The sequence below is a fragment of the Exiguobacterium profundum genome (assembly GCF_001909285.1).
Classification (GTDB): Bacteria; Bacillota; Bacilli; order Exiguobacteriales; family Exiguobacteriaceae; genus Exiguobacterium; species Exiguobacterium profundum.
The window spans coordinates 787,007-799,800 of record NZ_MRSV01000001.1 but is presented as its reverse complement, the minus strand read 5'-3'; the positions used below and the strand labels follow the sequence as shown (position 1 = coordinate 799,800).

Sequence of the window (12,794 nt, the reverse complement as noted above, 5' to 3'; positions counted from 1 at the left end):
CCTCACGACATACTTTCGTCTCTTTACCCGTGTCGATGCAACAAAAAACCGCCAAGGGCAATCCCTAGGCGGTGAGCATACAACTTTACGATTAACGTTGGTATTTCTTGTTGAAGCGCTCGATACGACCATCTGCAGATGCGAATTTCTGGCGACCTGTGTAGAACGGGTGCGAATCAGAAGATACATCGACACGGATGAGTGGGTACTCGTTTCCATCTTCCATCGTGATTGTCTCGTTAGAGTAACGAGTTGAACCAGTGATGAATTTGAATTCTGTCGTCGAGTCCATGAATACGACTTTACGGTATTCTGGGTGGATTCCTTGTTTCATTGCTTTTCAACTCCTTCGGCCCTAAGTATTCTTTCAACCTAGAGAAAGTTCACTAGAATATAATATCACCCTACTATAGGTTTTACAAGTCTGTTTTCGTTTTTTTCACCGGTCGTCTTTTTTTCTTATCTGCCTATAGCGCAGCAAAAAAGTCGAGGTTTGTTTTCGTCTCACGGACACGGCGTAAGAACTGTTCGACGAAGTCTGGAGACTCGTTCATCGTACGACGAATCGTCCAGAGCGAATCGAGTTCGTCCTTCCCGAGTAACAACTCTTCTTTCCGTGTTCCCGAGCGACGAATGTCGATTGCAGGGAAGATCCGGCGCTCTGCCAATTTCCGGTCCAGATGCAGTTCCATGTTCCCTGTTCCTTTGAACTCTTCATAGATGACGTCGTCCATTCGCGATCCGGTATCGACGAGCGCTGTCGCGAGGATAGTCAAGCTACCTCCATCCTCGATATTCCGTGCCGCTCCGAAGAACTTTTTCGGTTTGTGGAACGCCGCCGGGTCAATCCCCCCCGAGAGTGTCCGTCCGCTTGGTGGAACAGACAGGTTATACGCACGCGTCAAGCGTGTGATGGAATCGAGTAGGATGACCACGTCTTTCTTATGTTCCACGAGACGCATCGCGCGTTCGAGAACGAGTTCTGAAATACGCGCATGGTTTTCCGGTGTCTCATCAAAAGTCGAGAACGCCACGTCCGCATCCGGTACAGAGCGTTGAATATCCGTCACTTCCTCTGGTCGTTCATCGATTAGAAGAATGATTAATTCGACGTTCGGATGATTCGTCGTGATCGAGTTGGCAATTTCTTTTAAAAGCGACGTTTTCCCCGCTTTTGGTGGTGCCACAATCAACCCGCGTTGGCCAAACCCGACTGGTGCGATCATATCCATGACACGAACCGAAAGATGGGCCGGCTCTGTCTCGAGCACCATCTGTTGTTCTGGATAAATCGGTGTCAATGCCGGGAAATAATCACGCGAACGCGTCGAGTCCGTCGACTCTCCGTTGACCGCTTCAACACTCAACAAACCTTGGAACCGTTCATTCTCTTTCGGTTTACGGACCTTTCCTGTGACAAGGTCCCCGTTTCGAAGATTAAAGCGACGAATTTGCGATGCAGCGATATAGATGTCTTCGGAAGATTGAGAATAGTTGATTGGTCGGAGGAATCCAAATCCGCCATCATTTTGAGACTGAGGATTCGGTGGGATGATCTCTAAAATACCTTCGAGGAAGTATAAATCTTTTGATTCAGCCTGTGATTTCAAAATACGGAACATGAGCTCACGCTTACGCGCTTCTCGAAAGTTCGGTACTTTGACTTCTTTGGCAATTTCATATAATTCTTTCAACGTCTTCGTTTCAAGCTCACGAAGTGTATAGTTCTTTGTCGGTTCTGTCTGTTGACTCATTCAAGTCACCTATCTTTCTACATTTCATTACAAGAAGCATTCAACTTGATTCATTTGTTCTGCCATCATCTAACCATATTTTGCCCGTGCCATCACCGTGCAAAAATCACCTTTTGTTCAATCGTTTCCCTCTTGTACAAATCCTTACACAGTAAAAGATAGTTTTGTAACAAAATAAGTGCTATATCCACATATTGTTTCATTTTTGTTACAAGAAAACGCTTTTTTGACTTGCGATTGAAAAATGCTATCGGTCTTGCGCATGATATAGTTTATTTGCACAGGAAACCGGGTATATCCCGCAACTTGTGCTCTACCATTAAAAATTACTCGATTTGTCATATACGAATGTCTTGATTTTAAAAACGGAGGGATTTATACAATGTTAAAGCGTATCGCATCAATCGTCGTCGCTGCCACTGTCGCTTTCTCGGGTCTTATGTTCTCAACAGGTGAACAAGCAGAAGCCGCTACCGGTACATTTGCTTACTCGAAAGTAAACGGTTTGAACATCCGTACTGCCCCGTCACTTACATCATCGAAAGTCGTCGCGAAAATGGATAAAGGTCAACGCTATACATACCTTGGTAAATCCGGTTCGTTCTATAAAATCAACTACAAAGGCACACACCGTTATATCTCAGCTTCTTCAACGTACACATACTTGAAAGCGAACACGTCGACATCAACAACGGTTTCAACGTCATCTTCTAGCAAACGTTCGAAACTTGTCGCTGAATCGAAGAAATATCTCGGAACACCGTATCGCTATGGTGGAACAACAACTTCAGGGTTTGACTGCTCAGGATATACTGGACACGTGTACAAGAAAGCAATCGGAAAAACACTACCACGTTCTTCACGTCAGCAATACTCAAGCGCGAAGAAAATCTCGAAGTCAGCGATCCAAGCAGGCGATCTCGTCTTCTTCTCACATTCAGGCGGAACGATTCAACACGTCGGAATGGCTCTTAGCAAAACACAAATGATCAACTCAGAAACAGGCGGCGTGAAATACGCGAGCTTCACTTCTGGATACTGGGCACCACGCTATGTAGGCGCTGGATCATATCTCTAATACAATATCACGACTCGGTTCATCGGAACCGAGTCGTTTTTATTTGTTCACATGTCCCATTACATGACGAGAGTCTTTCAAAACAGAAAACGTTCCATCCGTTTCTATGATTACTGCTTCGACTTGTCCTCGAGGAGTGCCACTTGATCGAATCGCTTGAATGACCTCGATCTCTAAAATTCGTTCTTTTTGTAGATGTTCTCTCAAATAATCTCCTTTATAAAACAGTAGAGTTGGTTCTGATTTAATCATTTGATTCACAATGGAGAATCGCTTAGATAGTTTCGCTAATATATATTGTAAGACAATTAGTGTACCGAACGCAGTCAGTCCAGCCAATAAAGAGGTTTGTTGACTAGTCAAGGTCGTTGCCAAAATAGAACCAAGTGCAACCGTCACAATAAAATCAAATGCATTCATTTTTGCCAATGTACGCTTACCAGAAACACGCAACATGAGAATGATAGAAATATATGCTCCAATCCCTGTTAAAATAATCCGAATCATCGTTGATAGTTCCTGCATCAAACTCCTCCCTTATTTTTGTTTTTATGCCCCTCTCGCGTTCGTTGCCGCAAAGACGATCATGAGTACACTCATCGTACCCGCGACTGCGAGCCCTGCAGATAAAGCACCCCAGTCAATCTCCGGCTGAGTCAGAACCGCTCGCATCCCTTCGAAAATATACGTGGTTGGATTGAACGTCGCCGCCACTTTCAACCATTCGGCTTCAATCAATTCTTTCGGAACGAACGTCGTCGACAGGAAAATTAAAGGAAAGAACAACAACGTCCCTGCCTGTGCCGCTTGTGCATTTCGTGTTTTCAAGGCGACGCCCACTGAATATCCTGCGAAACCAAGTCCAAATCCGATTGCGAGTAATACCGTAAAAAAGAATCCAGCGGCACCGACAGGAATCGTGAGACCGAGGAGAAACGCAAAAACAAAAATAAGTAGCGTTTGGACGAGTAATTGCAACATCCCCGCAATCATCGGTCCGAGCACAATCGCCGTACGGGTCGCCGGTGTCAACAAGAGCCGTGCGAAATAGCCACTCTCAATATCTCGGACAAGCGCCTGACCCGTGCCTCCCGCTCCCCCGACTGCACCTGAAACAATGGATACGGGTAAGATGAAATTCAAATAGTCGCTCCCTTCGAACTGAGGCAACGAGGCCACGCTCGACAAGCCACTCGTATACACAAGTAAAAAGAATACAGAAATGATCAAGTTCGGGATGAATGAAAACGGATTTCGAATAGTTGTCAGCAAACTCCGTTTCGTGAATAGCCATGTCTCAGTCCACACGGATCTCGCCTCCTTCATACGATTCGCCTGTCACTTTCAAGAATACATCATCGAGCGATGGTTGCTTGACAGTCAATCGTTCAGGCTGCAACCCTTGTTCATCCAAGGAACGAACAATCTCAGTCAACGTCATGTCACGTAACTCAAACGATACATGTGTGCCATTCGAAGATGTATGAAATCGCGTCGCAGCAAGGGTCGCTTCAGATTCTGTAGCGAAGTCCATCGAAATCGTCTCTCCACCGACGAGCTGTTTCAATTCCTCGGCCGTTCCTTCACTCACAATCTTCCCGTGATTGATGATTGCAATCCGGTCAGCCAACTCATCTGCCTCCTCTAAGTATAGGGTCGTTAAAAAAATCGTCGTCCCGAATTCCTCGTTCAATCGGCGTACTTCATTCCAAATTTCGATTCGGCTCGCCGGATCGAGTCCGGTCGTCGGTTCGTCTAAAAACAAGACCGTCGGACGATGGACGAGTGTGAGAGCCAAGTCGAGACGTCGTCGCATCCCACCGGAATAGGTACCACTCCGGCGATCGGCCGCATCCGTCAGTGAAACGACTTCGAGTAACTCATCGGCTCGACGTTGCGCCTCTTCATTCGACATCTTAAACAAACGCCCTTGTAAGACAAGGAGCTCTCGTCCCGTCAACACTTTATCGATTCCTGTTTCTTGTAAGGCAACTCCAATCGATAATCGGACATCTTTTTCTTGTTTAACGACATCGAATCCATTGACTCGTGCCGCTCCAGATGTCGGTCTCACGAGTGTCGTCAACATTTGCACCGTCGTCGATTTACCCGCACCGTTCGGACCTAAAAACGCAAAGATTTCTCATTCTTTCACGAAAAATGACACGTCATCGACAGCTGGAACATCCTTGAATGTTTTGACGAGTCCTTCAACCTGAATCATCACACCCACCTCCTGACTATCCATTCCCGTTTTCTGACGCTTTCACCACAAAAAAGTCGTGGACGTTTTCACATCCACGACTTCTGATTATTCTGGTTTCATGACCATTTTTTGTTTTTTCTTAAGTGAGTGGTTCCCTTCGACGAAACGAACGGTACCGGACTTGGCACGCATGACGACCGAATGGGTCTGTCCGCCTTGTGACGTGAATTGGACTCCACGTAACAGCTCACCATCTGTGACGCCGGTCGCCGCAAAGATACAATCTTCACCTTTCACCAAATCATTGAGGAGGAGGATTCGATCCGTATCTTCGATTCCCATGTCATGGCAACGTTGTTTCTGCGCTTCATCTTCCGGGAGCAAACGCCCTTGGAAGTCTCCACCTAAACACTTCATTGCGACTGCAGCGATGACACCTTCTGGCGCCCCGCCTGAACCGAGCAACAAATCGACACCCGTTTTCGGGAAAGCGGTGTTGATGGCCGCGGCGACGTCCCCGTCCGGAATCAATTTGATTCGCGCACCGGTCGCGCGGACACGTTGAATGGTTTCTTCGTGACGGTCCCGATGTAAAATCGTGACGACGACATCTTCCACGTTTTTCTTCTTCGCTTTCGCCACGATTTCAATGTTCTCTTCAATCGAGTTGTCGAGACTGACGAGACCTGCCGCTTCCGGTCCGACGGCAATTTTATCCATGTACATGTCTGGAGCATGAAGGAGATCGCCTGCATCCGCGACCGCGAGAACCGCAAGTGCTCCCCACGTTCCGGTCGCTACGATGTTTGTCCCTTCTAACGGATCGACTGCGACATCGAGACGAGAACCGTAGCCATTTCCGACTTTTTCTCCGATGTATAGCATCGGGGCCTCATCCATCTCCCCTTCACCGATGACGACAATCCCTTTCATCGGAATCGTGTCAAATACGTCGCGCATGGCCGTCGTTGCCGCATCATCCGCTTCGACTTTCAATCCTCGTCCCATCCAACGGGCTGAAGCAAGTGCCGCCGCTTCTGTCACCCGAACCAGTTCCATCGATAAACTTCGTTCCACCCGAAATCTCCCCTTTATACCTCGGTTTGTTCCTCCACCCAAACGAGCGCACCGAGTTGTTTTAATTTGCCGACAAAGTCGACATACGAATCATTCAGTCGTTCCGCATGTAGTAGCGTCGATTCACCAGAAGCTTGGAGCGCTGACAGTACCAGGGCCGCAGCACTCCGTGCATCGGTGCATTCCATCTCTGCGTTCGCCAGCTTATTGCCGCCACGAATCACAGCCGATGCATCCTCCAGTGTAATTTGCGCATTCATCCGTCGCATCTCGGCGATGTGGCGGAATCGTTGCGCATACAATTTATCGGTGACAACACTCGTTCCGTCAGCTTTTAATAAGGCTGCCGTCATCACCGGTTGCAAGTCGCTCGGATACCCCGAGTAATGGAACACCCGAATATCTGTTGGCATGAATTGGTTCGCCGTCACGGTAATTGACTCCTCACCGACCTCGACGTCCGCTCCGAAATCCAACAGTTTTTGAATGACCCCTTCGAGATGTGTCGGAATGACCGGTTGGACGGTCACACGACCGGACACTGCACCGAACATCATGAACGTTCCGGCTTCGAGACGATCTGGAATGAGTGTGTGCGTACAACCGTGGAGGCGTTCCACCCCTTTAATTCGAATCTCATCCGTTCCTGCCCCACTCACATGTGCACCCATCGATGTGAGCATGGTCGCCACATCGACGACTTCCGGATCGCAAGCCGCGTTTTCGATGACCGTCGTCCCTGTCGCTAGAACAGCCGCAAGCATTGCACTCACGGTTGCCCCAAACGACCGCAAGTCCAAGTAAATTCGATTCCCAACAAGTTCATCGACCCGGACATGATAGAGACCTGATTCATTCTCAACATGAATGCCGAGACGTTCCAACGCTTTCAAATGTAAGTCAATCGGCCGTGGACCAATCGCATATCCTCCAGGTAACCCAACCGCCCCTTTTCCAAAGCGAGCCGCGAAGACCCCGAGTAAATAGACAGCGGCACGGACTTTGCGCGTCTCAGAACCGAGGAGAGGCATTGCGACTGCTTCATTCGAATGAATCGTCATTCGTTCGCCATCCCGCTCTACCCGAACCCCTAACTCTTTTAACAAATTGACCATCACTTCCACATCTTCAATCATCGGAACGTTTTCAATCGTCACCGACTCTTCCGTGAGAAGTGCAGCCACAAGGCAAGGGAGAGCGCTCTGTTTCGCTCCGCTAATCTCGACGGTTCCTTCTAGTTTTTGCTGCCCAACGATATGGAGAATTTCCACGCTGATCAAAACCTTTCTACGACGGACTTATTTGGATTGAGCGTTGTTCCAATCCGCTAAAAACTGCTCAATGCCTTTGTCTGTGAGCGGATGTTTCATCATTTGTTCGATAACTTTGTAAGGGACTGTGGCAATGTCAGCCCCAAGGAGTGCAGCTTTTGTCACGTGAACCGGATGACGCACAGATGCTGCGATAATTTCTGTCTCGATGCCATGGATTGCGAAGATGTTCGCAATAGTCTCAACTAAATCAAGCCCATCTTGTCCGATGTCATCCAAGCGTCCGATGAATGGAGAAACGTATGATGCCCCGGCACGTGCCGCAAGTAACGCTTGGTTAGCGTTAAAGATGAGCGTGACGTTTGTCTTGATTCCAAGCTCCTTGAACTGTTTTACCGCTTGCATCCCCGCTGGTGTCATCGGTACCTTTACCGTAATATTCGGCGCGATGGCGGCAAGTTCCTTTCCTTCTTCCACCATACCCGACGCATCGAGTGCAATAACTTCGGCGCTGACCGAGAGATCCCCGACGATCTCACAGATTTCACGAAGTCTTGTATGGAAATCGACACCTTCTTTGGCGACGAGCGATGGATTCGTCGTCACGCCTCCAATGACGCCCATTTGATGAGCTTTTTTTTTGTTTTCCACATTTGAAAAATCAATGAAAAAACGCATATGTGTCTCCTCCTTAATTTGTGATCGCTTACAATCTCTATTATGAGGAAAGTCATGTCGAATTGCTATACCCTTTACGTCAACGATGCGATTGCAAGCATCGATCCTACGACAAGGCCAATCCCAGCAAGAAAACCGAAAAATGACCATTTCATAATTTTACTTTGCTTCACATAGTATGCTTGGTGTGGTCCTTCTTTCAAACGTTCCAATCCGTGGGTTTCAATCCAATTCGTTGCTGCCGTCTGCTCATCTGCCACAAGGTCGCCGGTGTAGACAAATGGAACGATTTCTTCCGGACGACTCAACCGTTCAAATCGCTCACGTCGTGTCGAGATATTCGCACCAATCCAATACAATTCTTTTGGTGTGTAAAATAGCGGAATTCCCTGCTCATGGAAAGATTTTATCCATTGATCAAAGGCAACCAGATCACGTTGATCGAACAAGATTTCCATGGCATCATCTTTTGTCATAATCGATAGCATCGGAGTGTACTCTACCGTAGGCCGACCAATCCGAACCGTCGGAGACGGCTGTGTCTTTCGGACAATCGCCGGGAAGAAGACGATTTGTCGAATCGCTGAGATTGGAAATGATTGCTCGACCGACTCGCCCGGTTCATGCCGATACGTCACACCCTCGATGCTCGTTGCGGTCATTTCGTATCTAGAGTGATTCCGTTCTTTCCAAAATAAACGACGGAATGTGTTCGTAAACCAATACACCCCAAACCCACCGATGGCGACTAAGACTAACAATGGAATAAGCCAAGGTACCGGATAATAATAAATTAAAATGAGTGGGGCGGCGGCTAATGCTAAAGAAAGACCAATCAACACGACTGCTCCATATACATAAAAGATTCGCCAAAACAATTCTGTCGGTCGCTCGTTATAAATCACAAAGACTCCCCCCTTTTTTTCACCATATATGTATACGTTCCCAAAAAAAACAAAAAAAGGCTGACTCTTTTGTAGAGTCAGCCTTTCAGGACAGGATTAAGCTTGGTTGCTTGAACCAAACTCACGCATCTTGCCAGTAACGACGTTATAAATCGCTTCGATACCAGGTCCGATAATTTTACGTGGGTCATATACTTTTGCATCAGCAGCAACTTTCTCACGTACTGCACGAGTCCATTCTTGTTGGCACTCAGTGTTGACGTTGATTTTGCTGTGGCCGAGCTCGATTGCTTTTTTTATTTTTTGCTCAGGAATTCCTGATCCGCCGTGAAGAACGAGTGGTGTTTTAGTCGCTTCCGCGATTTCTTCCATCTCTTTGAATCCAAGTTTTGGCTCGCCTTGGTATTCACCGTGTACAGAACCGAGTGCTGCAGCAAGTGCATCCACTTTCGCTTCTTTTACAACACGTACACACTCATCGAGGTCAGCGTATTGTACGCCACCAACAACGCCGTCTTCTTCGCCGCCAACTGTACCGACTTCTGCCTCAACAGAAGCACCTTTAGCGTGCGCGTACTCGACAACTTGTTTCGTCATTTCGATGTTTTCATCGATTGGGTGGTGTGAACCGTCAATCATGACTGACGTGAAACCAGCGTCGATCGCTGCTTTACACTTATCGAATGAAGAACCGTGGTCAAGGTGGATTGCAACTGGAACAGTGATGTTGTAGTCGTGCATAAGACCTTCAACCATTTTGACAACTGTCGTGAAGCCACCCATGTACTTCGCTGCACCTTCTGATACACCGAGGATTACTGGTGATTTCTCGTCTTCCGCAGCGCGAAGAATCGCTTGCGTCCACTCGAGGTTGTTGATGTTGAATTGGCCGACTGCATACTTGCCTTCGAATGCTTTGTTAAGCATTTCTGTCATTGATACTAATGGCATAATGACATCCTCCTGTCTGTTCGCTATTATACACGTTTGGGAAAAGTTCCCCCGTGCAATTCGTTCCCATTATAACACACCGTAAAACATGTGCCTATGCTATTCGGGCATAGAAATGGCTTAGCGCAAGCGTTTACATATGTCATCTTGGTGACGAAACGTCAAATTTTCAAGACTTCTTTCACTTTTCCAATCATCCCATAAATATCAAACGGCTTCTCAAATTGTGCCGTGATCCCGAGACGACGCACTTCTTCAATCACCGTTTCTTCCCCAAATGCCGTCATGATCATGACGGGTGTGTCTAACTGTTTCTCGCGCATGCGACGTAATACTTCGTGTCCAAACATACGAGGCATATTCATATCGAGCAATACCAAATCATATTGCTCCCGCTCTAAAAATTCCCAGGCGCTGATGCCGTCTTGCGCCGTGTCCACGTCTACACCCATGTTCGTGAACACTTGCGCGAGCATCGTACGAATTCCGTCCTGGTCATCTGCTATTAACATCCGTGACATGCATGTCCCTTCTTTCATTCATCGTTTACCATATTCAAACAATTTAACCTTACCAAACTCATCTCTTTTTCGCGTCGTCTATCTTTTGAAATCAAGGGAACGATGGCTCGGAATTCTCTTCTTCCTGTTCTTCCTTCAACTGTTCAGGTACGTCTAGCACATTCACCTGCTCGTAGTCGGTCACTTCCGCATCTTCTTCTTTCACAAATACTCGCAGATAGTTCCCTTCCGGTAACAACCCAGTGGTGGCAATAGACAGAGGACGTTTTTTTCCATTCTCGTCGTACCCGATGAGATCATAGCGATAACCCCCCGAGGTTTGCGTCGCCACTTCTGCACTTGGGACTTTGACATAATAGACATCGGCTAACAATCGATTGGGATCGACATAACGCCAACCTACTACTAATAGAATGCCAATCAATAGGATGGCAACGAGATTTCGTTTCATAAAAAATTCTCCCTCAATCTAAGAATCACTACTTATGAGGTATACCGTTATTCCGAATCGATGAAAAAAAAAAACAAAAAAGGTTCATCCTATTTAGAATGAACCTTTCCTGCAATGCAGTGCATTACGATTCGACAGTCACAGGCACAACTGCGATTTCAATCTCCTTCTCTACTTCTTCACGTTCTTCTTTCAAACGCTCATCCGACCATTTGAAGACGTCGGCCATGCAACGAAGGACACCTTCTTTGTGTTGACGGACGAAATCGATATCAAAGAACATCGCACCGGTCCGGCGAATCAAGAAGTCGATGGCGCGTACGACCGATTCTTCTTCGATGCCATAAATCAACTGTGCATAGACGACCTCTGGCAAGTCATACGCGTTCGAGTCCATCCGCTCGATGACACGATCGATATTCGATCCGTATAGACGGACGAGTTCTTCCGCGTGCCCCGCGTCGAGACCGTGATTTTGAAGTTCTTTCGTTTTCTTCTCGAGGAAGTCTTTGAACCCTTTCGATCCGCCGACGTGACCACCTGACATCGGCATATGCTTCGTCCGGCTTGCCAAGTAGACGACGCCCTCTTCTTCTTTTAATAATTTCGCGACAAGGTCGACGACCGTTTCTGACATCTTCCGATACCCTGTCAATTTACCGCCGGCAATCGTGATCAAGCCGCTGTCTGACTGCCAAATTTCGTCCTTACGTGAAATTTCAGAAGGGTCTTTTCCTTCCTCATAAATCAACGGACGAATACCCGCCCAGCTTGATTCCACATCATCTGCCGTGACATGAACGTCTGGGAACATATAATGGATTGCATCCAAAATATAATCGCGGTCCTCTGTCGTCATGCGTGGATGCGCTTTGTTTTTATCAAAGAACGTATCCGTCGTTCCGACGTACGCTTTGTTTCCGCGTGGAATGGCAAAGACCATGCGCCCGTCTGGTGTGTCGAAATAAATTGCCTGTTTGAGTGGGAATTTCGATTGATCGATGACAAGGTGAATTCCCTTCGTCAAACGAAGCTGTTTGCCTTTTTTTTTTTTTTCTTCTTCCCGTAACTCATCGACCCATGGACCAGTCGCATTGATGATTTTTTTTTCATAGACGTCATATGTCGACCCATCGATTTGGTCTTCGACGTGTACCCCCGCCACTTTGCCGTTATCGTAAATCAGCCCGGTCACTTTGGCATAGTTCATAAGAAGCGCGCCGTGATTCGCGGCCTCTTTCGCCACTTCGATTGTCAATCGTGCATCATCCGTCCGATACTCGACATAGTATCCACCACCGACTAAGTCATCTTTTTTGACGAGCGGTGCTTTTTTGATGACTTCATTCGGTTTGAGCATCATGCGACGTTCTGCCCGTTTGACGCCTGCAAGGAAGTCATACACCATGAGTCCGATTGAAGTTGAGAAAGGACCAAACGTGCCTCCCTTGTGCATCGGTAATAGCATCTGTTCCGGTGTCGTGACATGTGGACCGTTCTCATACACGATGGCACGCTCTTTCCCGACTTCTGCGACGAGCGCCACTTCAAATTGTTTCAAATAGCGGAGTCCCCCGTGAACAAGTTTCGTCGAACGGCTTGACGTCCCGGCCGCAAAGTCTTGCATTTCGAGAACCGCTGTCTTCATCCCACGTGACGACGCATCGAGCGCAATCCCTGCTCCGGTTATCCCTCCACCGACAACAAGAACGTCATGACGTTCGCTTGTCAGTTGTTCGTATCGTTTCGCTCGTTCTTTCGCTGAGAAATTTCTGATTTCCATCTTATTCCCTCCTATAGTAAGTACGGTAAAATGAATAGAAAAAGAAAACACAACAAAAACAAGGCTTCCCCCTTCTGTTGTGGTCTCTCTATTGTCTCGAACCGAATATCAACTTTTCT

14 protein-coding genes are annotated in these 12,794 nt (G+C 47.4%); 1 reads left to right on the top strand and 13 read right to left on the bottom strand.

Going from position 1 to position 12,794, the window contains the following annotated elements; all coding sequences use genetic code 11:
• Window positions 1–91: 91 nt before the first annotated feature.
• Both BBB58_RS04315 and rho read right to left on the bottom strand, forming a co-directional pair.
• Window positions 92–334: a type B 50S ribosomal protein L31 gene (locus BBB58_RS04315; RefSeq protein ID WP_012727387.1), complete on the bottom strand. Its 243-nt coding sequence runs from the start codon at window positions 332–334 to the stop codon at window positions 92–94.
• Between the two features lie 133 nt (window positions 335–467).
• On the bottom strand, window positions 468–1,754 hold the full coding sequence (rho, locus tag BBB58_RS04310) for a transcription termination factor Rho (RefSeq protein WP_074035698.1): 1,287 nt from the start codon (window positions 1,752–1,754) through the stop codon (window positions 468–470).
• Between the two features lie 382 nt (window positions 1,755–2,136).
• Between rho and BBB58_RS04305 the strand changes: the two genes are divergently transcribed.
• Window positions 2,137–2,832 carry a C40 family peptidase gene (locus BBB58_RS04305; RefSeq protein WP_074035696.1) on the top strand — a complete coding sequence of 232 codons (696 nt, stop codon included), beginning with the start codon at window positions 2,137–2,139 and terminating at the stop codon, window positions 2,830–2,832.
• Between the two features lie 39 nt (window positions 2,833–2,871).
• On the opposite strand, the gene BBB58_RS04300 is transcribed toward BBB58_RS04305, so the two are convergent.
• The 11 genes from BBB58_RS04300 to BBB58_RS04250 form a co-directional block, all read right to left on the bottom strand.
• The gene (locus BBB58_RS04300) at window positions 2,872–3,357 is read right to left on the bottom strand and encodes a DUF421 domain-containing protein (RefSeq protein ID WP_074035694.1); all 486 of its coding nucleotides are present in this window, start codon (window positions 3,355–3,357) and stop codon (window positions 2,872–2,874) included.
• 24 nt (window positions 3,358–3,381) lie between these two features.
• Complete coding sequence (locus BBB58_RS04295) at window positions 3,382–4,140, bottom strand: ABC transporter permease (protein ID WP_074035693.1); 759 nt, start codon at window positions 4,138–4,140, stop codon at window positions 3,382–3,384.
• Window positions 4,130–4,972 (bottom strand): ATP-binding cassette domain-containing protein, encoded by an 843-nt coding sequence (locus tag BBB58_RS04290; RefSeq protein WP_276327312.1) that lies wholly within the window; start codon window positions 4,970–4,972, stop codon window positions 4,130–4,132. The genes BBB58_RS04295 and BBB58_RS04290 overlap by 11 nt, the downstream gene beginning before the upstream one ends.
• A gap of 171 nt (window positions 4,973–5,143) precedes the next feature.
• The gene (glpX, locus tag BBB58_RS04285) at window positions 5,144–6,115 is read right to left on the bottom strand and encodes a class II fructose-bisphosphatase (RefSeq protein WP_074035692.1); all 972 of its coding nucleotides are present in this window, start codon (window positions 6,113–6,115) and stop codon (window positions 5,144–5,146) included.
• Between the two features lie 14 nt (window positions 6,116–6,129).
• Window positions 6,130–7,386: a UDP-N-acetylglucosamine 1-carboxyvinyltransferase gene (murA, locus tag BBB58_RS04280; RefSeq protein WP_074035691.1), complete on the bottom strand. Its 1,257-nt coding sequence runs from the start codon at window positions 7,384–7,386 to the stop codon at window positions 6,130–6,132.
• Window positions 7,387–7,413: 27 nt separating this feature from the next.
• On the bottom strand, window positions 7,414–8,064 hold the full coding sequence (gene fsa / locus BBB58_RS04275) for a fructose-6-phosphate aldolase (protein ID WP_074035689.1): 651 nt from the start codon (window positions 8,062–8,064) through the stop codon (window positions 7,414–7,416).
• A 74-nt stretch (window positions 8,065–8,138) separates the two neighbouring features.
• Entirely contained in the window at window positions 8,139–8,969 is an 831-nt protein-coding gene (locus BBB58_RS04270; protein ID WP_074035688.1) for a hypothetical protein, read from the bottom strand.
• 96 nt (window positions 8,970–9,065) lie between these two features.
• Complete coding sequence (gene fba, locus BBB58_RS04265; protein ID WP_074035687.1) at window positions 9,066–9,920, bottom strand: class II fructose-1,6-bisphosphate aldolase; 855 nt, start codon at window positions 9,918–9,920, stop codon at window positions 9,066–9,068.
• 161 nt (window positions 9,921–10,081) lie between these two features.
• A complete protein-coding gene (locus tag BBB58_RS04260) occupies window positions 10,082–10,441 on the bottom strand; it encodes a response regulator (protein WP_074035685.1) in 360 nt (119 codons plus the stop codon).
• 91 nt (window positions 10,442–10,532) lie between these two features.
• A complete protein-coding gene (locus BBB58_RS04255; protein WP_074035683.1) occupies window positions 10,533–10,892 on the bottom strand; it encodes a YxeA family protein in 360 nt (119 codons plus the stop codon).
• A 124-nt stretch (window positions 10,893–11,016) separates the two neighbouring features.
• Window positions 11,017–12,675: a glycerol-3-phosphate dehydrogenase/oxidase gene (locus BBB58_RS04250; RefSeq protein WP_074035681.1), complete on the bottom strand. Its 1,659-nt coding sequence runs from the start codon at window positions 12,673–12,675 to the stop codon at window positions 11,017–11,019.
• Window positions 12,676–12,794: the final 119 nt, after the last annotated feature.